At 63.6% G+C, this 23,833-nt stretch carries 17 protein-coding genes and 1 pseudogene; 15 read left to right on the top strand and 3 right to left on the bottom strand.

Annotated features, from left to right (window positions below; genetic code table 11):
• The first annotated feature begins 63 nt into the window (after positions 1-63).
• From LRQ07_RS11200 to LRQ07_RS11185, 4 genes are all read left to right on the top strand, one after another.
• On the top strand, positions 64-1,518 hold the full coding sequence (locus LRQ07_RS11200; protein ID WP_256534645.1) for a PLP-dependent aminotransferase family protein: 1,455 nt from the start codon (positions 64-66) through the stop codon (positions 1,516-1,518).
• 85 nt (positions 1,519-1,603) lie between these two features.
• Positions 1,604-1,933 (top strand): cupin domain-containing protein, encoded by a 330-nt coding sequence (locus LRQ07_RS11195; protein ID WP_256534644.1) that lies wholly within the window; start codon positions 1,604-1,606, stop codon positions 1,931-1,933.
• Positions 1,930-2,679: an SDR family NAD(P)-dependent oxidoreductase gene (locus LRQ07_RS11190; protein WP_256534643.1), complete on the top strand. Its 750-nt coding sequence runs from the start codon at positions 1,930-1,932 to the stop codon at positions 2,677-2,679. Before LRQ07_RS11195 ends, LRQ07_RS11190 begins: the two co-directional genes overlap by 4 nt.
• Complete coding sequence (locus LRQ07_RS11185) at positions 2,676-3,584, top strand: alpha/beta fold hydrolase (protein WP_256534642.1); 909 nt, start codon at positions 2,676-2,678, stop codon at positions 3,582-3,584. The genes LRQ07_RS11190 and LRQ07_RS11185 overlap by 4 nt, the downstream gene beginning before the upstream one ends.
• A 105-nt stretch (positions 3,585-3,689) precedes the next feature.
• On the opposite strand, the gene LRQ07_RS11180 is transcribed toward LRQ07_RS11185, so the two are convergent.
• Positions 3,690-4,208 carry a GNAT family N-acetyltransferase gene (locus LRQ07_RS11180; RefSeq protein WP_256534641.1) on the bottom strand — a complete coding sequence of 173 codons (519 nt, stop codon included), beginning with the start codon at positions 4,206-4,208 and terminating at the stop codon, positions 3,690-3,692.
• Between the two features lie 211 nt (positions 4,209-4,419).
• Positions 4,420-5,502: a DNA cytosine methyltransferase gene (locus LRQ07_RS11175; protein ID WP_256534640.1), complete on the bottom strand. Its 1,083-nt coding sequence runs from the start codon at positions 5,500-5,502 to the stop codon at positions 4,420-4,422.
• A 266-nt stretch (positions 5,503-5,768) separates the two neighbouring features.
• Between LRQ07_RS11175 and mobF the strand changes: the two genes are divergently transcribed.
• Complete coding sequence (gene mobF, locus LRQ07_RS11170) at positions 5,769-9,326, top strand: MobF family relaxase (RefSeq protein ID WP_256534639.1); 3,558 nt, start codon at positions 5,769-5,771, stop codon at positions 9,324-9,326.
• A gap of 145 nt (positions 9,327-9,471) precedes the next feature.
• A complete protein-coding gene (locus LRQ07_RS11165; protein WP_256534638.1) occupies positions 9,472-12,060 on the top strand; it encodes an AAA family ATPase in 2,589 nt (862 codons plus the stop codon).
• A 95-nt stretch (positions 12,061-12,155) separates the two neighbouring features.
• Here LRQ07_RS11165 and LRQ07_RS11160 read toward each other — a convergent pair.
• Positions 12,156-12,937 (bottom strand): annotated as a pseudogene (locus LRQ07_RS11160) (DNA-processing protein DprA).
• Positions 12,938-13,348: 411 nt separating this feature from the next.
• Here LRQ07_RS11160 and LRQ07_RS11155 point away from each other — a divergent pair.
• The 9 genes from LRQ07_RS11155 (at position 13,349) to LRQ07_RS11115 (ending at position 23,533) form a co-directional block, all read left to right on the top strand.
• Positions 13,349-13,723 carry a sulfate permease gene (locus LRQ07_RS11155; RefSeq protein WP_256534637.1) on the top strand — a complete coding sequence of 125 codons (375 nt, stop codon included), beginning with the start codon at positions 13,349-13,351 and terminating at the stop codon, positions 13,721-13,723.
• 140 nt (positions 13,724-13,863) lie between these two features.
• Complete coding sequence (locus LRQ07_RS11150) at positions 13,864-14,121, top strand: helix-turn-helix transcriptional regulator (RefSeq protein WP_256534636.1); 258 nt, start codon at positions 13,864-13,866, stop codon at positions 14,119-14,121.
• Entirely contained in the window at positions 14,114-15,295 is a 1,182-nt protein-coding gene (locus LRQ07_RS11145; RefSeq protein WP_256534635.1) for a tyrosine-type recombinase/integrase, read from the top strand. The genes LRQ07_RS11150 and LRQ07_RS11145 overlap by 8 nt, the downstream gene beginning before the upstream one ends.
• 179 nt (positions 15,296-15,474) lie before the next feature.
• Complete coding sequence (locus tag LRQ07_RS11140) at positions 15,475-17,142, top strand: class I SAM-dependent DNA methyltransferase (RefSeq protein ID WP_256534634.1); 1,668 nt, start codon at positions 15,475-15,477, stop codon at positions 17,140-17,142.
• Positions 17,132-18,193 (top strand): hypothetical protein, encoded by a 1,062-nt coding sequence (locus tag LRQ07_RS11135; RefSeq protein ID WP_256534633.1) that lies wholly within the window; start codon positions 17,132-17,134, stop codon positions 18,191-18,193. The genes LRQ07_RS11140 and LRQ07_RS11135 overlap by 11 nt, the downstream gene beginning before the upstream one ends.
• On the top strand, positions 18,183-19,352 hold the full coding sequence (locus LRQ07_RS11130; protein WP_256534632.1) for a DUF262 domain-containing protein: 1,170 nt from the start codon (positions 18,183-18,185) through the stop codon (positions 19,350-19,352). The genes LRQ07_RS11135 and LRQ07_RS11130 overlap by 11 nt, the downstream gene beginning before the upstream one ends.
• Positions 19,349-20,665: a hypothetical protein gene (locus tag LRQ07_RS11125; RefSeq protein ID WP_256534631.1), complete on the top strand. Its 1,317-nt coding sequence runs from the start codon at positions 19,349-19,351 to the stop codon at positions 20,663-20,665. Before LRQ07_RS11130 ends, LRQ07_RS11125 begins: the two co-directional genes overlap by 4 nt.
• A 76-nt stretch (positions 20,666-20,741) precedes the next feature.
• Entirely contained in the window at positions 20,742-23,267 is a 2,526-nt protein-coding gene (locus LRQ07_RS11120) for an AAA family ATPase (protein WP_256534630.1), read from the top strand.
• A complete protein-coding gene (locus tag LRQ07_RS11115; RefSeq protein WP_256534629.1) occupies positions 23,264-23,533 on the top strand; it encodes a hypothetical protein in 270 nt (89 codons plus the stop codon). Before LRQ07_RS11120 ends, LRQ07_RS11115 begins: the two co-directional genes overlap by 4 nt.
• Positions 23,534-23,833 lie beyond the last annotated feature (300 nt).

Raw genomic sequence — 23,833 nt, 5'->3', positions numbered from 1 at the left:
CATGAAGAAATCCAATCTGACGGAAACCCCCACAGAACAGTGCCACTTTGCTAAACTGGACTTATGTCAGTCCTTAGTGGTTCTCGCCTCTCCGCACGTCACCTGGTGGGTCTGATCGGCGACCTCGATCCTGACCGGCCTGTGTACGATGCCCTGGCTGAGCGGGTGCGTCTGCTCATCGCGGATGGCCGCGTGCCTGCCGGTACCCGCCTCCCGTCTGAGCGGGAGCTGGCTGCCCAAACGGGGAGGAGCCGCACCACGATCGTCGCCGCGTATCAGGCGCTGCGGGACGCCGGCTACCTAGTGAGTCAACAGGGTTCGGGGAGCCGCGCTGTACTGCCCGATTCGGGGCAGCTGCGAGGGGCGACGGAGGCTCGGGCAATTGACTTCGCGAGGGCGGTGCCGCCGCCCGTGGAGGGACTGCGGGACATCTTTGCGGCGGTCGGGCTCCGGATGGTCGAGGCACTGGACGGGCCGGGGTTCGATCTGCTCGGCAACGTTGCGCTCCGCCGGGCCATCGCTCAGCGCTACACGGATCGCGGGCTCCCGACGACACCGGATCAGGTCATGGTGACGATGGGTGGCCAGCACGCCATCTCCCTGATCGCCCACACTCTGCTCGTGCGCGCGGATATCGCCTTGATCGAAGCACCCACGTATCCCCATGCCTACGACGCGCTCCAGCGTGCAGGAGCCCGCCTCGTCACGACGCCCGTGACAAGCGAGGGATGGGATGTCGAACACCTGTCCGACACACTCGCCTCCGCGAGGCCCGCCTTGGCCTATCTCGTACCGGACTTCCACAACCCAACGGGTGCCTCCATGCTGCCCGAGGACAGAGCGGAGGTCGCGAAGGCTGCCAGCACACTGGGCACGACACTGATCATTGATGAGACGACCGCCGATTTGAACATCGACCGAACGTGGGACGACGGGCCGTTCGCCCGGCACTCGCGACGTCGATCACCCTCGGATGGATCGGGCATCATCACCGTGGGGTCGTTGAGCAAATCGATCTGGGGCGGACTGCGGCTGGGATGGATACGCGCAGACACCGCCATGATCCGCCGCCTCGCGCACGCACGACCTGCCGGAGACCTCGGCACCCCGCAGATGGAGCAGCTTCTCGGCGAGCAGATCATGGCCGCCATGCCCGGACTCCTTCAGCGTCGACGGGAACTCCTCACCGAGCACCGCACCGTGCTGACCCGGCTGCTGGAAGAGCAGCTGCCGCAATGGACCATCCCTCACCCGGAAGGAGGACTCTCCCTCTGGGCGCAACTCGACAAGCCCGCCAGCTCCGCTCTGACGAGCCTCTGTGAAGCTCACGGGCTCTCCCTCGTCGCCGGGCCGAAGTTCTCCATCGACGGTGCTTTCGAGCGCTACATCCGACTGCCATTCACCTCGCCGATCGCCGATCTGGAAGACGGTGTTGCACTACTCGCCGGCGCCTGGGAACAACTCACCTTCCGCGACACGACACGAACAGGTGTGTCACGCCTCCCCGCGGTGGTCTGATTCACAATCAATCCACTTCATTCAACTGGATCATGCGCTCCCGGTCGGCGTGGTGGTGGACTCGGGGGGCAAGGAGGAACCCGACATGAAGCATTTTCCGAGCCCGCCACAACAGACCGACGAGGTCGAATACACCGAGGTGCTGAGAGTGCCGACGATGAGCATCGGCACCTATACCCTTCCTACCGGGGCCATCGACCCGCAGAGCCCGCACACCGAGGATGAGGTCTACGTCATCCTCGCCGGTCGGGGCGTGCTCCGCACGGAGAGCGGCGACGCCCCCGCCGTGCCGGGCGTCGCGCTCTTCGTGCCTGCGGGCGAGCACCACTCCTTCGTAGACATCACCGAGCCGCTCTCCATGTACGTCGTGTTCTCACCCGCGGAGGGAGCCAACACCAAGGCCGCGACGCCATGAGCGGCACCGTGGCGATCGTGACCGGCGGCAGCAGGGGAATCGGTGCCGCGGTCGTCCGACGCCTCGCACGCGCTGGTCGTCATGTGTTCCTCGTCTACAGCCACAACGAAGACGACGCTGCTGCTACGGCTCAGCAGTACGCAACGAATACGGCGAAGGTCATCCCCTTCAAGTGCAACATCGCCGTTCCGGACGCGCCCCGGCTCATCTTCCGCCGCGCGAGTGAACTCGGCACTCCCGTGGTATTGGTGAACAACGCGGGCATCACGGGCAGGATCAGCACCCTCGAAGGCGCCGACGAAGACGACATCCAGCAGGCCGTCGATGTGAACCTGACCGCAACCATCATGCTCTGCCGCGAGGCGATGCGTCACTGGGCCGACCTTCGAGACGAGATGCCGAGAAGCATCGTCAACGTATCCTCCATCGCAGCAAAAACCGGAGCGCCCGGAGAGTATGTCTGGTATGCCGCAGCGAAGGCAGGCGTCAATGCGCTCACGACCGGACTCGCACTCGAAGCCGCACGGCACGGCATCCGTGTGAACGCCGTGAGCCCAGGAACGACAGCCACAACGATCCACGCGAAAGCGGGAAGGCCGAACCGCGCTGCGGAGGTCGGAGAGCGCTCGCCGATGGGCAGGCCCGCAACTCCCGATGAAATCGCGGCCGCCGTCGAATGGCTCACAAGCGCGGAGGCGAGCTACGTCAACGGAGCGATTCTGGACGTCACAGGCGGGACTCGATGACCGACCATGAGCCAAGCGAGTCGGCGTCGCCAGGCTGGGAGGACGTCAGCATACGATGCAATGACGGGCAACTACTACAGGCCAGACGATTTCATTCCGTCCAATTGGCGAACGAAGATCAGCGGGCCGTCATCATCGCGCCTGCTACCGGAGTGCAAGGTAGGTATTACTGGCGATTTGCCACCTACCTAGCTGAGAACGGATTCGACGTCTTGGTACCCGACTTCCGTGGAATCGGACGTTCCGCCCCGTCGAGTGTCAAGGACTATCGAAAATCCAAAACCCGCTGGCATGAGTGGGGAACACATGATATTGAAGCTTGCATCCTGTGGTTCCGCGACCGCCTCGGGTACAAGGCTCGGATAGGGGTCGTCGGTCATAGCTTCGGCGGGTTTGCTGCTCTATTGGCAGCGCACGCCAGCGAGCTGGATCGGATACTGCTGGTCGGCGCTCAGCACGCGCACTGGCCGGACTACGACAAGAGCCAACGCTTGAAGCTCTTTATGAAGTGGCACCTCTTCATGCCTATCGTATCGACGATGCTCGGCTACTTTCCAGGGAGAAGACTGGGATGGCTAGAGAACCTACCTCGCGGAGTCGCGCTCGACTGGGCTCGCGGAGCAGCGAACTATGAAAAGACCCTTGGTGCCGACGGCAAACGGATCATGCATCGGATTTCCGGACTAACGATTCCCGTACTGTCGGTGAACCCCACCGATGATCCGTATGCGACGAGGGATGCTGCACGACGAACACTCCGCTATCTATCATCGGCGGAATGCGAGGAATGGTATCCCCATCCGCGAACTCTTGGAGTATCCGAAATTGGACACTTCGGGCTGTTCCACCAGCGATTCGAGACCACCTTCTGGCCGAAGGCTCTTGATTGGTTGAAACGCGCTTAGGAGCGGCAGGAATCGATCTTCGGGCCGACGAGGGGCTCGATGCTGTTCGTTCTCGGATTCAAGATCGGGATGTTCATCGCGCGAGGCTTCGAGACTGCTGCTCACTTACGCGGCGAGAGGAGTGACGCCGATTTCCATCAGGGTGTCGGCCCTTGCGTAGTAGTCCTCCACAGGAAGTTCGCTTCGTGTGATTCGCCGAAACCCTGCCGCCTCATAGATGTGCACGGCGGCCGACAGGCGTGTACTCGTTCCGAGAAAGACCCGTCGCCCTGACAGTTCAGAAGCGCGCGCAAGCGCGCTTGCTACGAGACGATGCCCGAGCCCAGACCCTTGTGCGCTCGGAGTCACCGCCATCTTCGCCAGTTCGAATACGCCGTCGCCATACGACAGGAGAGCGACGCATCCGACTATCTCGCGGGTGCCTTCTGCACGAGCAAGGAGCACGTCACCGCCAGGGCGGATGATGTGCTCGACGGGCTGTTCAAGTACCCGACGGTCTTCGTCGGTCAGTGTGAAGAGCCGAGAAATCCATGCTTCGTTCAGGAGGCGGAACGCGAGAGCGTCCTCCGGTCCGGTGAACGAAGAGATCGTGATCTCAGGGTAAGCGGGTGTCCATGTCATCATTCCCACACATCCTCCGAAGTCGGGGCCGTGTGAGGCTCGACCCGGAACCTCCATCGCGTCGTGCGTTCTTCGAGCGTCACCATCTCAGTCACCTCGGCCTCCTTAAATATGATCGTCATCATCGTGTCGCGTGGTCCCCACCGAGTGCATGATCCACATCAGAAGAAGTGGACTGGCCATCCAGCGTTGAGCGCGACCACCGTGCGTCCGTCTACAGCATGAGCGCCGCAACTGCATGCAACGGAAGTACCCCGTTTCCGAGCGCGGTGATCTGTTGGTTCGCGGTCAGGTCGTGTTCAGGATCGGTGACCCAGCCGAGTGGAAGGCCCATGAACCATTCCACGAACTCCGGCGCCGGCCTCGGCATCGAGTCCGCCGTCAAGAGCGCCGGGAGTGGGGCTGGTCGGCCGGTGATGTTTTCCCATCGGGCTATGGCGTCGGCGTAGCCTCCCCATTCGCGAATATGGTCTCGATCAGGGTGAACAGTGTCTCCGATGCATTCTGCCTGGCGGGCGAGCCATGCGGTCCGTGCAGGGCGAAGTCGATGAGTTGATGCGACAGCGCCACCGTACCCCGTCTCGCCTTCACGGTGTCCAGGCTCTCCCCGCCGCGTGAGGAGTCCGAAGCGAGCGGGGTTCGGAACAGTGCCTTGGCGGTGCGCGGTGATGAAGATGCGGAACCTGTGGTGGGGTGCGCCGGCCAGGGATGCGGGTAGGCCGATCCATTCCGCGTCATACCGGAGGTCGGCCAGATCGCCGAGTACGGCGCCGAGCGCCCTAAGAGGTCGGGCTGACTCGTCTCCCAGCATCCACGGATCGGGTTCCACACCGCGAGAGGTTGCATCGGCAGGGGTTGCGTCGTCGGGGTTGCGTTCGGCATCGGGTTCTCCTTCGGTCTGGGGTCGGGTGGCGGGCGCGGAGAGCAGCCCGCGCACGTTCTCGATCACCACGAACTCGGGTTGCAGTGCTTCGATCGCTGCGGCCATGAACGACCAGAGCCCGGAGCGGGTGCCGGGTGCGAGGCCGGCTTGCTTGCCGACGGTTGAGACGTCCTGGCAGGGGAATCCGCCGCACAGCACATCGATGGGTGGCACGGTGCTCCAGTCGATGGTGGAGATGTCGCCGAGGTTCGGGGCGTCCGGCCAGTGGTGGGAGAACACGCGGGCGACGTTCTCGTTGAGTTCGGAGAACCAGACCGTGCTGCCGTCGGTGAGGTGTTCGACGGCGAGGTCGAGGCCGCCGTACCCGGAGAACAGCGACCCAATCCGAGGACGAGGAAGAACAGGTTTCGGCATGAGCGCTCCGGCAGATCTGTGATCCCCGGTCGTCGCCTCGCGCTGAGACTTCGACCGAGCTGGTCACCTGCCAGGTGCTCCATCCACGCCTCGCCAGCCGCCCCCGCCACTCGCCGGATTACCCGCCGTCGGTCTCAGCCGATCCCGGCTTTCCGAGCTACCACGCCTCTTGCAGATCGAGGGCACTGCGCGTTCCGCCGCGTCGCATTTGATGCGACAGGCATCGTTCCGCTCACCTCCCGAGTGAGCGAAAGGAGACGGCCCGGATGACGGTCTCGATGCGCGTGATGAGCGCGGGCGACGGATACAAGTACCTGCTGCGCATCGTCGCGGCCGGCGACGGCGACCGCTCGCTCTCGACCCCGTTGACACGCTACTACAACGCCGAGGGCACTCCGCCGGGTCGCTGGCTCGGCGCCGGAGTCGCCACGCTCGGCGGCGGACGGATCAGCGTGGGCGATCAGGTCTCCGAAGCCCAGCTCCAGCTCCTGGTCGGCATGGGCCGCGACCCCATCACTGGGGAACCGCTCGGCCGCGTGTACCCCGAGTACCGGAGCGTGGCCGAGCGGATCGAGGCGCGCACCGGGGCACTCGATCCATCGCTCGGGCCAGCGTCACGCGCAGAAGCGGTCGCAGCCATCGAAACGGAGGAAGCCGAGCGCGGAACGCGACGGGCGGTTGCGGGGTTCGACTTCACGTTCTCGATCCCGAAGTCCGCGAGTGTGCTGTGGGCGGTTGCGGATGCCGGGACGCAGACGCTGATCGCGGACGCGCACCACGCGGCGATTGCGGAGGTGGTTGCGTTCATGGAGCGGGAGGTTGCAGCCACCCGCATGGGCGCAACCGGACGCGACGGAGCGGTTGCACAAGTCGATGTCCGCGGTCTGGTCGCCACGGCGTTCGATCACTACGACAGCCGGGCGAGCGACCCGCACCTGCACACGCATGTCGTCATCAGCAACAAGGTGCAGACCGTCCTCGATGGCAAGTGGCGCTCTCTCGATGGGCGTCCGATACACGCCGCGGTCGTCGCTCTGTCCGAACTGCACGAGTCCGTCTTCGCTGACCACCTCGCCCGCACCTTCGGAGTTGAGTGGGAGGCCCGCGACATGGGCCGCGACCGCAACCCCGCGTGGTCGATCACCGGGGTGCCGGAGGCGCTGGTCAAGGAGTTCTCCACCCGTGCCCGGCACATCGACGCCGAGACCGATCGCCTCATCGAGTGCTACGTCGAGGCGCATGGGCGGCGGCCGACGCCTGCGACGATCATGAAGCTGCGCGCCCAGGCCACCCTATCCACCCGCCCAGAGAAGGAGGTGCGGTCGCTGGCCGACCTAACCGCCTCGTGGCGGGAACGGGCCGGGCGGGTGCTCGGGTCGGATGCGACCTTGTGGGCGCGAACCGTGACGGCGAAGGAGGAGCCATTGCTGCTGTGCGCCGATGACGTCCCGTTGGACGTGATCGCCTCGCTGGGGCAGGACGTGGTGGCCGCGGTCGGTGAGAAGCGCTCCACCTGGCACCGGTGGAACCTGACCGCCGAGGCGGCGCGGCAGACGATGGGCTACCGGTTCGCGTCGACCGAGGACCGCGAAGCCGTCGTCGGCCTGGTCGTAGACGCCGCCGAAGCCGCGTCGCTGCGCCTGACGCCGCCCGAGCTTGCATCCAGCCCGGCCGCGTTCCGTCGGCCGGACGGCACGAGTGTATTCCGGCCGAAGCACTCCGCGCTGTTTTCCTCCGAGGTGCTGCTAGAGGCTGAGGACCGCCTCCTCGAGCGCGCCCGGACCACCACGGCCCCGACGGTGCCGCTGACAACCGTCGAACGAATCGCCATACAAGCGGACAGCGAGGGGAGGATGCTCGGCGACGACCAGGCGGCCGCGTTGACGAAGATCGTGCTCTCCGGGCGGCTGGTCGATGTACTCGTCGGCCCGGCGGGGGCGGGGAAGACGACGGCGATGTCGGCGTTGCGGCGAGCGTGGGAGCACGAGCACGGGCGCGGCAGCGTGGTGGGGCTCGCGCCGTCTGCGGTCGCCGCGCAGGTCCTGGCCGATGACCTCGGCATCCAGACCGAGAACACGGCCAAGTGGCTCGACACCCACGACCGCACCGGCGAGACGTTCCGCAAGGGTCAGCTCGTCATCATTGACGAGGCATCGTTGGCGGGCACGCTCTCCCTCGACCGCATCACCACCTTGGCGGAGGAGGCCGGGGCGAAGGTGCTGTTGGTCGGGGATCACGCCCAGCTCCAGTCCGTCACCGCCGGCGGCGCGTTCTCCCTCCTCGTTCAGGACCGCGACGACGCGCCGGAGCTGGTCGACGTACGCCGGTTCGTCAACCTGTGGGAGAAGACCGCCTCCCTCGCGCTGCGGCACGGCCGCACCGACGTCATCGACACCTACGCCGAGCACAGCCGCGTGATCGGTGGGGAGACCGAGGAGATGATCGACGCCGCCTACATCGCCTGGCGCTCCGACACTCTCGCCGGGCGGGCCAGCGTCCTCGTGACCGACTCGAATGAGTCTGTCCAGGCGCTCAACAACAGGGCGCGGGCTGATCTGATCCTTGACGGCACCGTGAACGCTCGCCGTGAGGTCGAGTTGCACGACGGTACCCGTGCCGCGGCCGGGGACACCGTCATCACCCGCCGCAACGACCGCCGGCTGCGCGCCGGCCGGTCCTGGGTTCGCAACGGCGACAGATGGACGGTCACCGAAGTCCGCGACGACGGCGCCCTCACCCTCCGCCGCGCCGGACGCAAATGGGGCGCCTCGGTCGTCGTCCCGGCCGAGTACGCGGCCGAACACCTCGACCTCGGCTACGCCGTCACGTCCCACCGGGCGCAGGGCATCACCGTCGACTCCTCCCACGTCCTGGCGGATGCGTCGATGACCCGAGAGACGTTCTACGTCGCCATGACCCGTGGCCGCGAGGAGAACATCGCCTACGTCGCCGTCGACAAGCCCGACCCCGCCCACGACGGCCCGCATCCCGGCGACAACACAGAGGCCACCGCCCGGTCGGTACTGTTCGGGGTGCTGCAGCACGTCGGCGCCGAGCTGTCCGCTCACGAGACGATCACCACAGAGCAGGACGCCCGGGCCTCGATCGCTCAGCTCGCCGCCGAGTACGAGACCCTGGCCGCCGCCGCACAACACGACCGCTGGGCCGCGCTCATCCGCTCCTCCGGGCTCAGCGGCGAAGACGCAGACGACGCGATCGCCTCACCCGCATTCGGAGCACTGACCGCCGAGCTACGGCGGGCCGAGGCGAACAAGCACGACGTCGAGACCCTTCTGCCGCGCCTCGTGCGAGCGCGTGGGTTCGCGGACGCCGACGACATCGCCGCGGTCCTGCACTACCGCGTCGCCAAGGTGACCGCGCGGCCGGCGGGGCCCGGTCGCACGCGGAAGGCACCACGCTTGATCGCCGGCCTCATCCCCGAAGCCGCCGGCACAGTGCCGTCCGAGATGCGGCAGGCGCTGACCGAGCGACGCGACCTCATCGAGACCCGGGCTGATGCGCTCCTCGATACCGCGCTCACGGAGAAACACGAGTGGATCGCGAAGCTCGGCGTCCAGCCGAAGCAGGCGCGAGCGGCCCAGGCATGGCGGCACGCTGCTCGCACCATCGCTGCCTACCGCGACCGCTACGGCGCCACTGGGCCTGCACCCCTCGGAGCGCCTGCCGAGGCCGAGACTCAGAAGATCGACGCCGCCCGTGCCCGCGCCGCGCTCGACCGGGCACAGAATCTCACCCGGGCCGAACAGCCAGAACACGAGCGCACCCGAAGGGACCAGTCGCAGCAGGTCGGGCCATCACTGTGAGTCAGGATGACTGCGCACCCCGCCTTGACGCCGTGTCGTCTTCGCTCCGGTCCTGGAGGTCGGGCATCATGGGTAGCACCATGACTGTTCGAGTTGAATCGGCGACACGTATCTCCTGACACCGTTCGCCAGGACGGAGGTAGATGTGGCCGCTGATGAGGTCTCGGTCAACTTGGGGGATGCGACGCCTCGGCGTCTCCTGGTGGATTGGGCGAACGGGCAGGACGCGTGGGTGCGTCAAATCACCGCTGAAACGATCCTCTCGCGGCAGGCCCCGAGTGACGCCCTGTTGGACGCCGCGTACGCCACCTTCCTCGCCGAGAAGGGTCTCGGTGACGGTGAAGCCCCCGAAATCCCGAAGCTCGAGCTGGCTGCGGCAGATGCAGCAGAGGAGGACACGCTCGAACTGGTCAGTCTGGCGAGCATCGAAGGTGTCAACGCACTCGCCGCGGATCAGGAACTCGGTTTCGATTCGGAGCTGACGGTGCTGTTCGGGCAGAACGGATCAGGGAAGACCGGGTATGCGCGAATTCTGAAGCGGATATCGGCCGTGCGTACGGCTGAGGACATCCTGCCGAACGCGCACGCCGTGCATCTCGATACCCCGCCATCTCCCAACGCAGACATCACCTATCGCCTGTCCGGCACCGAGTCGTCGGTGCGATGGCGCGACGAAGCCGGCCTGGCACCGTTCACTCGCATCAGTGTGTTCGACGCCAGTGCGGTGTCCCTGCACGTCGACAGTGACCTGGGCTATGTCTACACGCCCGCCGAACTCGCGCTGTTTGCTCACGTCGCCACGGGCATACAAGGAGTGCAGCAGCGGATTGCAGCAGAAGTGAGCACCCTGGCGCCAGGGAGCAACCCGTTGCTCTCACGGTTCACACGCGGCACGAAGGTGTACCCAGTGATCGAGACGCTCGGCGCCACCACTGACCTCGCGGAACTCGACGCCCTCGCAACGCTGCCCGAAGACGCGGAGTCCGATCGCGAGCGACTGGAAGGCGAGGTCGCCGCGCTGCGTTCGAACTCTCTCGACGCGATCCTCTCTAGTTCGCAGGAGACGGAGCGGCAACTCGCACGCCTGCTCGGCACCCTCAACGCCGCGCAGAACTTCGACACGGTCACCTATGAGACAGCACGATCCAAACTCGAACAGGCCGAGCAGCGGAGAGCGGAGGCACGGGAACAGCTCTTCAACCAGGACGAACTGCCAGGACCGGCGGATGAAGAGTGGCAAGAGTTCATCGTTGCCGGCGACTCGTATCGACAACACCTTGGCCGCGAGCACTACCCGGCCACCGGCGACTCCTGTTTGTACTGCATGCAGGAACTCGGCCCGACGGCTCTGAACCTGCTCAGTCGCTACCGCACGTTCCTGGACGAGACGCTCATCCGTCAGGTGCAAGATGCGAATGCCACCCTGGCGGCTTCAAAGTTCACCGTCAACGAAGCAGAACTGGCTCGCGTGATCGAGTTTGCCTCTGAGCAGCAGGACCGCGAGAAACCTCCTGCATGGGCAGGCCAAGCGGGTGAGGTTCTCGGGGCGATACGAGCCATCGCGCAGGAGACCGCTGATGGACAGCCCATCACTCAGAGCACGCTCCGCGAGGATGCACGAGCCGTTACTACTGCCGTGTCAACAGAACTGGAAAGCACTAGTGCTGCCGTGCGGCAGATGGCAGACGACAAGGCAAACGCTGCTACCGCGCTCGTCGAGAAGCAAAAGGCCGCCTCAGAGCTGATCGCGCGCATCGAGCTGAACCGAAACCTCGCCGCGGCCCGCGAGTATGTGCGACGAGCGCGACGAGCTCAGCAACTCGAAAAGCTCTCTCGTGTCATATCGAGTGGCGCATCGAAGCAGCTCACGGTGCAGTCGAAACTCGCGAGCGAGGATCTCGTGAACAAGAACTTCGAGACGCTCTTCGCCGAAGAGTGCGCCCGCTTGCGCGCGCCACACGTCGCGCTCCGATTCCAAGGCAGGAGCGGGCAGGCTCAACGTAAGAAGGCGGTCGCGTCCTACAAGCCGTCCGCTGTGCTCTCAGAAGGCGAGCAGAAGGTTTTGGCGCTGGCGGACTTCCTCGCCGAAAGCCGGATGCGTGGAACGAAAGCGCCGCTGATTTTCGACGACCCGGTGACGAGCCTTGACTACCGTCGGCTCGACGAGGTCGCGGCCCGAATCCAGAACCTCGCCGAGACGCATCAGGTCGTTGTCTTGACTCACAACATCATGTTCGCGTCTGCGCTCATCACGGCTCGTCAGAACAAAAAGCTAAGAACACGCATCTACGAGGTCCGCGATGGCGGCGAGACCAAGGGGATCTTGGCGCCGGACGTCGAGCCGAGGTTGGACACGCCCGCTGACCTCGCGAAACGGATCAACGTCAAACTGCACGAGATGCCCAGTGCCGAACCCGTGGTGCAAGATGCGCTCATCAAGGAGACGTACGACTTAATCCGAGCCTGGTGCGAGGCGTTCGTAGAGCAGGAGCTGCTGCAAAATGTCACGCAACGCTATCGCAAGAACATCATGATGACGCGCCTGTCCAAGATCGACAGTTCCCGACTCGACGACGCGATCGCGGTCATCGAACCTCTCTTTGACCGCGCGTGCGAGCGGATGACCGGGCACTCTCACGCGGCCGAGTACATGAGCACCAAACCGACCGTCGGAGATGTCCAGGAGGACTGGGAGAAGGCCAAGGCAGCGCGGGCTGCCTATATCGCAGCCTGAACGGTGAGGGCATCACCAGGGATGTGACTCTGCCAGGTTCGGAATCCTTCACGGCTGCCGAGAACGAAGGGCGGCCAAGGCTCGGAGCGGTGGGGCTAGAGGCTGCGGGGCGGTCTCCGCATGGGATGGCTGACGCTAGGTTCGCGTGAGAACGCTTGCGAGCTTTCATCCGCAGAACCGAAGAGTGCGGTGATGTCTGTAGCGTCGGTGACGAGGGCGGCGATTCCCTCGTGCAGGAGCCGGTGCGTGCCCGCGCTGGCCGCGCTGGTCACGGGGCCGGGCACCGCTCCGACTGGCCGACCGAGTTCAGCGGCGCGCGCAGCGACGTTGAGGGAACCGGAGCGGTAGCCGGCTTCCACGATCACGGTCGCGCCGGACAGGGCGCCAAGGAGGCGATTGCGGGCGAGGAACCGCCACTTGGTCGGCGCTGCGCCGGGCGGCATCTCGCTGGCGAGCAGGCCGAGGTCTCCGGCGCGTTCCAGCAGCTCACGGTTGCCGGACGGTAGAGCCGATCCAAGCCGCCGACTATCACGACGAGAGTCTGCCCGCCAGCGGCGAGTGCGGCACGGTGTGCGGCGGCGTCGATGCCGTAGGCGCCGCCGGCCACGATGATCCGCTCGGCGTTGGTCAGGTCGGAGGCGAGCTCGCTCGTGACGTGCTCGCCGTAGCTCGTGGCGGCGCGGGCTCCGGTGATCGTCACACGATCGCTCAGCGGCGCGGTGAGGAACGACGCCGCGCCGCGCACCCATAGGACAGTCGGGGTCCGGTCGCCCAGGTCATCCAGGGAGGTCGGCCAGTCACGGTCGCCGGGGATGAGGATGCGCAGCCCGAGACGGTCGCTCTCCGAGAGTGCCTGCGTGACCGTGCGGGCATCCATTCGCGGGGCGACCTTGTTGCGCCACATCCCGGCCTCGACCGAATCGACCTTCTTCGGGAACGCGCCGGTACCGGCCGCCAGGCGCACGGTCTCGACGGCGCCGACCGCGGCGAGGAGCCTGCCGGTCACCGCGTCGTCGGGCTCCAAGGTCGCAGCCAGGGCGACCCGTGCGGAGCGTTCGTCCTTGGCGAGAGGAGTGATCGTGACCATGCCGACTCCATCCGTGTGTGCCAGGCAGGTGCGCGAGCACCGTCCGAACGAGCAGGCGCACCTCGTACGAATGTCGGCCGAGAGTCGTACTCTGAAAGGGAGGCAGATTCCTCCTTGATATGGCGTCCCTCGCGGACAGGCCCTCGGGCCACTCTCTACGCACTGTCTCGTCACCAGGCTGTGCCACGAGAGGACAACGCCATGATCCGACTGCTCTGGGCGCTCAGCGCCCACGCCCGCTACTACCTGCGGCGCTACACGCTCACCAACATCGCGCTCGACGCGATCCGCACCCGCCGCGGCCTGAAGTGGGGCATCCCCGCGATGCTCCTCGCCGTGCCGTACCTCTTCGCAGCGAACTACTGCATCACGCTGATCGAGGACGGCGGCCCCGGCTGGCTCAACCTCCTCGTGCTCCTGTTCTGCTGGAACGCGCTCAAGTTCCTCATCATGGGCCCGGTCAGCCTCGTCCTCCTCATCCGCGCTCGTCTTGAGGAGTGGGTGACCCGACGCCGCGACCGCCGCGCACTTCGGCCGATCGATCCTGCTGAACAGACAACAGCGCGCACGCGATAGGAACTGCACTGTCACCTCTCCTGCACCGTTCGAATAGCGATGCCGCAACTGCACGCGGTGATTCGCTTGCCGGGCGGGGGGAACTCGACCGGGGAGCAGGGGGAAACGGGCCCGCTCGTTTGTCCTTCGAGACTGGAGGGATGAATCAACACCAGTCCAGCCCGCACGGCTTGGAACCGCTCCTGAACATCGACGAACTCGCCTGCTATCTCGGCGTGCCCGTCTCTACTATCTACGACTGGCGCACCAACGGCAAAGGCCCCCGCGCCTACCGCTTCGGCAAGCGCATCATGTTCGGCATCACCGACATCCGAGCCTGGATGGACACCATGCGCGAGCCCGCTGCCCCTACTGGCGCTGCCACCTTTCCCGGAGCGGGGGAGGGCACACGTGGGTAGGCCCCGCACCCCCATCGGAACTTTCGGAATCATCGCCACCCGCGCCCAGCCGAACGGCAACCATGTGGCCCGCGCCCGATACCGGGACTGGGACGGCAGCAACCGACTCGTCCAGGCCACCGGCCCGTCACGGGCCGCCGCGGAGCGCAAGCTCAAGCAGAAGCTCGCCGAACGCTCCCTGTACCAGCCCGGATTCAACGGCATGAGCGCCGACAGCTCGTTCCCGGAGCTCGTCACGTACTGGCTGGAAGACATGGAGATCGAAGACCGCCTCTCACGAACCACGAGGAACCTCTACGAGCGCGACATGCGCACCCTCGTCCTCCCCGCATTCAAAGACCTCACCCTCCGGGAGATCGGGGTCGCCCGCTGCGACTACTTCCTCAAACAACTCGCCAGACGCAGCTACAGTCGCGCCAAGCACGCCCGCGCCGTCCTCCGCCTCGCACTCGCGCTCGCGGTCCGCCACGAGATCCTTCCTCGCAACCCGATGGATCACGTCTCCCGACTCCACCGAAGGAAGACCATCCCCGACGCGTTCACGATCGACGAGGTACAGGACATCCGCGCCGCGATCAAGGCCTGGGAGTCCCGGCGGATACTGGCGGGACCGAGGCCGGATGGCCAACTCGGGCAGATCGTCGAGGTCATGCTCGGCACCTCCGCCCGCATCGGCGAAGTCCTCGCCATCCGAGTCCAGGACCTTGACTTGGATGGCCCGATCCCGACGGCGCGAATCGCAGGGAGGATCATCACCCGAAAGGGCGAACCGACGCATCGCCAGATTCATCCGAAAACGGATCGCTCAGTTCGCCGTGTCGCGTTGCCGTCGTTCGCGCTGCAGGCGATCCGCTCGCGCCTGCTGCGTAGCGGCGATACCGAGCCGGGCAGGCTCCTGTTCAGCACGAGGGTGGGGACACCGCACACGACGAACAACATCCGCCGGCTCTTGCGGGACGTGATGGACGCGGCCGGGATCGAGAACGTGACCCCGCACCGCTTCCGCCGCACTGTCGCGACTGTCGTCAACGACGCGCAGGGCGCGCTCCTTGCCTCCGAGCTTCTCGGGCACACCGACCCGCGGATCACGATGCAGCACTACATCCAGCGAGACGAGACCGTGAACCCCGTCACAGCCGAACTGCTTGACGAGGCGTTCGCCCAAGCAATCTGAGCGACTGATCGACAGAAATCGTGCCTGGACCACGTGATCTGGCGCGCTTTCTGTCGACCTGGGCACAACGACCGTGTCCCGGCAAACCAACGCCCGGCTGGGGGCATGGGCGGCACTTGCCCCGCGCTGTTGAGCGCGGCCTCACGACCGTTGTCTGATGCGTGCGGCAGAATGGATACATGTTCGATTCCTCTGCACCCGCCGCTGTCGACACGGCTGAGCTGCGGAAGGCTCGCGGCGCGTTCTTCACTCCGGACTCGATCACTCGTTACATAACGAACTGGGCAATCCGCACATCAGAGGACTCCGTGCTGGAGCCGTCAGCCGGCGACGCCGCGTTCCTTGTGCAAGCCGTTCGGCGTCTCCAAGAAGTAGGTAAAGGTGGCGCCTCGGCACCCCGTGTGGATGGGGTGGAGATCCACCCGCATAGCGCCCGCGTCGCCCGCGCCCGTGTCAAGGAGGCCGGGGGTGACCCTAACCTGATTGTCAGTGATTTCTTCCTCGTCGAACCCGAGCCCCGCTATTCCGTGGTGATCGGAAACCCGCCGTATATCCGCTACCAAGACTTCACCGGCGAGTCCCGCACACGGTCCCGCGCTGCCGCGCTCAAAGCCGGCGTCGCATTGACGGCGCTCGCCTCCAGCTGGGCTGCCTTCACCATCCACTCCGCCCTGTTCCTTAAACCTGGCGGCCGGATGGGTCTCGTGCTGCCCGCCGAACTGCTCAGCGTGAACTACGCCGCCGCTGTGAGGCAGTTCCTCTTCGATCGCTTTCGCAGTGTCGAGCTGGTGCTGTTCACCGAGCAGGTGTTCCCCGAGGCCGAGGCGGACGTCGTCCTGCTGCTGGCCGAAGGGTTTGACGAAGGACCGACCGACCACGCCACCATCTATCAAGCACAAGATGCCGAAGCCCTCTCCACGCTCAGTGGCCCGCTGACCTGGACACCGCTGGACCCCGCAGCCAAGTGGACCGGCGTACTCGTCGACCCGGACGCGATCGAGCCGCTCCGCTCCCTGAAAGCCAGCGGACACTTCACTAACCTCGAAGCCTGGGGCGACACCACCCTCGGAATGGTGACTGGCAACAACCGGTATTTCGCCCTCTCGCCCGCACGGGTGAAAGAGCTTGGTCTCACCCGCAGAGACCTGGTCCGGCTTTCCCCGCCAGGGAGTTCCCATCTCCGCGGACTGGAGCTTTCCAGCGATGCCATGACCCGACTGGGGCAGAAGGGCAAGGCTACTTGGCTGTTCCGCCCGTCCGATACTCCCTCTCCCGCGGCTCAGGCATACATTGCGACCGGACATCTCGCCGGCGTCGATGAGGCATACAAGTGCCGGGTCCGTAAGCCCTGGTATCGAGTCCCGCTTCTGCCGCCAGCGGACCTGCTACTGACCTGCATGAACGCCGATACCCCACGCCTGACCACCAACAGCGCACAGGCTGGGCACCTGAATTCCGTCCACGGCGTTTACCTCAAGGACGATGCTCGGGAGCTGGGGCGAGAGCTGCTGCCTCTCGCCAGTCTGAACTCCGTCACCCTTCTGAATGCTGAAATGGTCGGCCGTTCGTACGGGGGCGGGATTCTCAAGCTCGAACCTCGCGAAGCCGATGTCTGGGCCATGCCTTCAATCGAACACGTGCAGGCGCACGCCGACGCACTCCGCGCTATCAAACCGAGGGTCGCGACACTGCTGCAGCATGGGAAGCTCGCTCAGGCTGTGGATCTCGTGGACCGCGTCATACTTACAGAGGCGGGCATTGTCTCGGAAGTTGATCTGGCTCGAGTCCGGGAAGCCCATGCGGCCATGACTGACCGACGCACAGCGAGGGGGCGAAGTGGCCGCTGAACCAAGCGCGAAGGAAAGAGCATGGGTCATCTTCGACCGCATCGTCGCGGAAGCTGCTCCCGCCGGGGCCTACACGAACCCTTGGAGCAGGCACGCCGACGGGCGACTGGAGTACGCCCCTGATTACGAGACCTTGGTACGTCTCCTTGGCGTTCCGCTGTACCTCGGCGTTGACACCCGCACCGGTGTGCCAGCTCTATCCCTCGACGTGTGGCTGAGCTACGAACTCCGTCGCGCAGGCTTTGATGCTGACGCAACCTGGCCGCGCGGCACTCATCCCCGTATCCTGCCGATGCCCGTCGCCAACCTCCTCAAAGCCGTCCCCGCGAAGGAACGCGCGCAACTCAACGCCCGACTGACGCGGAGCGCGGCCGTTGCCGGAGTCACCTCTGCCAGCGCCAACATCCTGGGCAAGAACTACCTAAAACAAGTCGACGTCATCATGACTGACTGGGCAACCGGACCAGAGTTGCTGATCTCCACCAAACGAATGGACTCTTCGTACGGAAAGAACGCCGCCAACCGCGTCGAAGAATCCTACGGCGACGCCAAGAACCTGCGCCTGCGACATCCCCTCGCTGCCCTGGGATTCGTCTTCGGACTGCGTTCCGACATCCTCCAGAAGGAGCCGGATACCGCCGAGTGGCTGATCGACCTGCTCGGCAAGCTCGGGCGTGAAGACGACGCCTATCATGCGACTTGTCTAGTGATGATCGAGTACGCTGACACACTCACTCCGCCTACGGAAAGTGGTGAAGAACCCGAAGATCCTCTTGCCGCGGCCGGTCTGACCGTTGACGAGGATGCTGGCGCTGAGCTTTCGGATGTCCCACCGTCGGAAGTTGACCGCGCACTGGCGAACCTTCCAATCGTCACCATTCGGCACGACGCGGTTCCGGACCATCTCAGCCCATCTACGTTCCTCGCGAAGATGGTAGAACGTGTCCTTGACGCCACTCCAGTGAACTTGCACAAGATGGCTCGCAAGCGACGCGTGGAAGCAGAGACGCTAGCCCCCCCGTTGGCAGGAGAACAGACCCGTGAAGCTTGACAAGTCCGATCTTCAGCTCGAAACGATTGTGAGCCGAATCGAAGCCGGAGAACTGGACCTTCAACCCGACTTTCAGCGGGGAGAGATCTGGGACACGAAGCGACGCCAACGCCTCATCGATACCATCCTCCGTGAATGGTACGTCCCGGCAATACACATCGTCGTGGACACTGATGGCGAGGAAGTTGTCCTCGACGGGCAGCAACGCCTTGCAGCTATCCGCGACTTCTTCGCTGACAAGGTGAAGATCGACGGCACCATCGAACCGCACGACGAACTGATCGCGAGCCTCAATGGATTGAAGTACTCGAAGCTCCCGTTCTCGGTGCGGAAAGCAGTGAACAGATTTGTCTTGCCTATCATCACGCTCAGCGAATACGGGCCCCAAGAACCAAACGAACTCTTCTTCCGGCTCAATCAGGCGTACAACCTGACCCCACCCGAAAAGCGGAACGCTCTTCATGGTAAGGCCCGCGATCAGGTGAGGCAGACTGTCGACGACCTCACCGATATCGGTTTACTGGACAGCTCCAAGATCGGCTTCACCAACGGACGCCTTGCATACGACGACATCATCGCGCGAACATGTGTCGCGTTCGAAATAGGGAATCTACGACAGCACATCAATAACAACGTGGTTGAAGAGTTTTACCGAGCTTCGAGACCGTTCTCAGACAAAACTATCGACAGCGTTCGCAGGTCCGGTATTGAGCTGCTTCAACAGATCGACGAGAACGGCTCGCGCGTCAAGTTCAACAAGGGCACTCTTCAGACCTGGCTGATCTACTGCCATTGGGTTCCGCTTGCTGACGGATCGGTGCCGGCGACACTGCTGACGCAGTTTGAGACAGACCGTGGGCTCGTCAAGAGAGGCGAACAACTGCCGGATAGCGGGAAAAGCCGGGTGCTAGCGGCGATACTGCGACTCTACGATGACCGCGCCTCATACCGCGTGACGGATGTATCCTCAGTGCTAATCCGTGACCTTGCCGTCCATCTCTATTCGGAGACCCAGTTCGGTACACCGTCTCACCGCACCTCCAGCGAGCTACTTGTGGCACTTGACGCGGAACCAGATTCCGCTCAAACGCTTGTGGTGGACTATCTCGAGAGGGTTCGTTGGGGTGACCCGCTCATCCAGCCCGAAACTGCGCCGTGAGAGGGGCTGAAGAGGTCAAGGTCTGGCGTTCTCTCAAGAAGAAGCGACGAGCGGACCCGCCAGCCATCGCCAAGTTCGACGAGATCACCCTCGATTTGTCGACGCCGTGCCTCGTGGTTGGGGGACGCAACGGCGCTGGAAAGACGCGTCTCTTGCGATCCATCACAGACCATCTAGGAGATGACGGACTACTTCTGGATCTTCACTTTCTCTGTGAACAAGCACTGACGGTGCTGCGGTCACGCGAAGACTTCGACGAGATGAAAGCCGAGTTCGATGTCCTCGGGCCCGACGAGGACCGGCAAGACGACGTCCAGCGCGTCATCGGCCGAGAGTACGAACTCATTGATTGGTATGCGCTCGAGGTGGAGCCGAGCGACAAGGCAGTCGCTGAACGATTCCGCTGGGGCGGCGAGCAGCCACTGCTCCCGTACTTCGAAGTGCAACACAAGGGGGTTCACTACTCATCGCGTGAGATGGGGCTGGGCGAGTTTTCTGTTCACCTCCTCTTTTGGATCCTCGAGCAGTATCGAGATGTCGAGGGCCTCACACTCCTACTCGATGAGCCCGACGCCTACCTGCCGCCAATTGGTGCTTCAGCACTACTGGTTCGCCTGCTCAGGATCTGCTTGGACCGCGAATGGCGGTTGATTGTGACGACGCACTCCTCTGAGATGATTGCGGACGCGCTCGAGGAGCAGGCATTCGTCCTCTTGCGTACTGGCGATGAAGGCACGGCTATCGCTACACATTGCCAGGACGACCCGACAGTGGCCGACACTCTTCTCGCGCGGCCCCCGATTCGACATGTCTTCTTCGTCGAGGACGAGTCGGCATGGATGCTTGCCCACGTCCTCGTCGAGGCGTATGACAGACGGTTGGCAAGAGCAAGCGTGGTTGTCTGGGGGAACGGGTCCGGATATATGGTCGAGCTTCAAGAGCACTTCCCTCGGCCTCCTCAGCCCGAGATCGTGTACGCATACCTCTTCGACGGCGATAAGCGCGCGGAAGTCCGTGAATCCAAACAGAATCGGTGGCCAGCCCTCTTCCTGCCCACAGAGAGCGACCCAGATGTCCTCTTCCGGACACTTCGAGCAGACGTCCTGCGGCTAGCCGCGAAACTGAACGTTCCCGACGGCGAACTCGCGCGGTTCCTCGACACAAAGGAAGGCGTTGACGCGCACGACTGGGTCAATGACCTCGCGGCAGAATATGGACGTCCGCGCGTGCTCAGGGCGCTCGCCGAACTATGGGTTGATAGCAATGAAACGACGGTCAAGTCGTTTTTCGAGGCCCTGCGCAAGGCTCTCTAAGGCCATGAGCTTTTCGTGTGTTCACCTACCCGCCTGAAAGTTCCACCGATATCACCTGTCCCGAAAGGTTGACGCAATGAAGCTCACCGCCGTTTACGCAAGATTCTTCCGCTCGCTGAACTATGACTACGTTCGACTGTCGAATCCGAACTACAGCCCTGACCCCTGGGACGGCACACCTTCTGGAGCGCAGTACCCGTTCGTGCGGCTGCGCCTGGAAGACCAGATCACTACTGTCGTCGGCGGCAATGAGTCAGGCAAGAGCCAGGTACTCGCGGCCGTGCGCGCTGCACTTACCGGCGAAGGATACGAGAGAAGCGACTTCTGCCGTTACTCGCCGTTCTTCTCCGTGGACAAGACACTCATTCGGCCAGAGTTCGGGGCCGAGTTCCGAGACATCAGTGATGCTGACATCAAGGCGATCGAGGAAGCGACCGGCGAGACAGGACTCAGCGGAACTGATCGTGTTGCCATCTTCCGGATGAACACGACCCCGCAACTTCGTCTTTACGCTTATCGCGGGGATCAGTGGCTGGAACCCAGTCATGTCAAGAAGCCGACGCTCTTGAACGAAACCGGACTTCCAGCGCCGTTCAACATAGACGCCGATGTGCCCCTGCCAGATAGCGTCCCCCTGGAGTTCCTGGCCACAGGCAAAACGACGGCAGCTGTCGGACGCAGCGTGCTTCGCAGCATCTGGGATGCCTTCACGAACAACTCCAACTGGTTCGACTCGAAAGACTCCGTTGTCAGCCAGGCGAATGAGATTTCGACTTCCTTCAAGACCTCGACATCAATCGACGAAGAGGAACTCAAGAAGTACCATCTCGCTGCCGATCTGTTGCTCAAGGTCGCAGGCCTCGACCGTTCCCAGTTCGTGGAGTTGCAGAACGCAGTTCGCACCAAGAACGGATACGCGAACAGCATCGTCGACACGATCAACAGTGAGCTGTCGAAGGCCCTCAACTTCCCGCACTGGTGGACGCAAGACAGTCAGTTCGAGTTGTTCGTCGCACTCTTCGAATACGACTTGGTCTTCATGATCCGGGATCGGACTGGACGCTCCTACGGATTCGATGAGAGAAGCGATGGCCTCAAGTACTTCCTGAGCTACTTCGTGCAGTACCTCGCCCACGAGGCTCCCAGCGACGGGCGACCGGAAATTCTGCTGATGGACGAGCCTGACCGCTTCCTATCTAGTTCTGGTCAACAGGATCTCCTGAGAGTGTTCGCAGACTTCGCTGACCCCGAAGACGAGGCCCGCGCTCCAGTACAGGTCCTCTACGTCACCCATTCACCGTTCCTGATCGACAAGAACCATGCCGAGCGAATTCGAGTACTCGAAAAAGGTGAACACGACGAGGGGACACGCATCGTCGCAAGCGTTGCGCAGAACCACTACGAGCCACTCAGATCTGCGTTCGGGAGCTTCGTCGGTGAGACCGCCTTCATCGGAACCTGCAACCTGATGCTGGAGGGTCCATCTGATCAGATTCTGCTCGCTGGGATCTCAAGCTGGCTGGGCCGCCAGAACGCTCCCGACCGCGAAAGGCTCGATCTCAACCGCATCACGCTCGTCCCTGCCGGGGGTGTCAGTCAAGTCCCGTATCTGATCTATCTCGCCAGAGGGCGTGACATTGAACAGCCGGCAGTGATCGCGCTCCTGGACGGCGATAAAGCAGGCAACGAAGCTCGGGCAACAATCCGTAGGGGTGGTGCTCGGCGCAAGGCGCTCATTGCCGACGACCTTGTGCTTCAACTATCTGACGAAGAACTCGATGGTGTCACAACCGACAACCCGCACGGCAGAGTCGCCATTGAGGACCTGATACCGATCGACATCGCGATTGCAGCTGCGAGCAGCTACTGCGCCGAGTTTGTTCCCGATATAGACATCCCGAAGCTCGGACTGAGCGCCAAGATGGTGTTCGGTGAGGGCTCAGGAGGAGAGTTGCCGACTGCAGGAGCGAAGGGAACGATTGACGCTCTGGAGCAAACGATCCGCAGGCTCACAGCCCAGGAGAAATTCGAACTGAACAAGATCGGCTTCGCTCGGAGCGTCCTCGCCGAACTCGCAAGCGACGCCACGCGAGAGCAGGATCGCCAGACCCTAGCCAAGAACTTCCGTCAGCTATTCGAAGCGCTCGGTGTCAGGCAGCGAAAAGCTGTCCGCGCTGGGAGTGTCGAACGGGTTTCCAGTCGCATCAACCGTGCACGAGATCGTTTCATGCGAGAGCATGTCTCGACGGCTACGCGAGAACATGTGCTGTTGCTCATCGAGGAGATCTCAGGGCAACTCGACAACTCTGAGGAAGCGGAAGATGTCCGCGCTGAGATGCGCTCGTGGCGACCTCGGTTCCATCTCGACGAGGACCCGCGTGAGGCCATCGCAGACATTGAGGATCTTCACACCGCTCTTCGGTCACTTGCCTATCTCGGAAAGCGTAAAGCCTCGACCGAGCCGACCCTCCCCGCGCCCAGCCCCGAAAAAGTCCAGGCGACGCCGGCCGTCGTAAGCGAGCCCGAAACCGTTGTTGAGAGCCCAGCAGGTAGTCAATCAAGCATGGACGTTGAGCACGTTTCGGGAGGAGAAAACGCATGAGCGCATATCTGATTACCTATGACCTGAACGCACCGGGCCAGGACTATGAGTCGCTGATAGAACGCATCAAGTCCTACGGGACGTGGGCGAACTTGATGAAGTCCACATGGATCGTGGTCTCCAACACCTCGGCAGACGCCGTCTATACCCACCTACGAGGCGCGATGGACGACAGCGGCTGGCTGTTTGTCGTCGACATCTCAGGCCAAGATCGTCAGGGCTGGCTGACGAAAGACACCTGGGAATGGATTCGAAAGCACGTGTAGCTCAGGGCACCCGCGGGATCGTTCAGGACTCGGTGGCGCCGGACACAGCCTCCTAAATGTCGCCCGCTGCAGGGGACCAGAAGGGGACCAGAATCATGCAATTCACGCACTTCGTGACGTGTTCTGCATGATCCGGTCCGCGGAATCACGCGGTTCTTGTTGAGATTTGAGCCATATGGACGCCTGGGGGTCAAGGGGTCGCAGGTTCAAATCCTGTCAGCCCGACCGACAAGCCCCGGAGAACCGCGGAATCACGCGGATCTCCGGGGCTATTTTTATGCCCAGAAACGGCCGATTGCC

Origin of the sequence: Microbacterium sp. J1-1 (assembly GCF_024498615.1) — a bacterium.
Taxonomy (GTDB): domain Bacteria; phylum Actinomycetota; class Actinomycetes; order Actinomycetales; family Microbacteriaceae; genus Microbacterium; species Microbacterium aurugineum.
The sequence above is the reverse complement of the archived record's forward strand: the minus strand, read 5'-3'. Positions and strand labels throughout refer to the sequence as shown.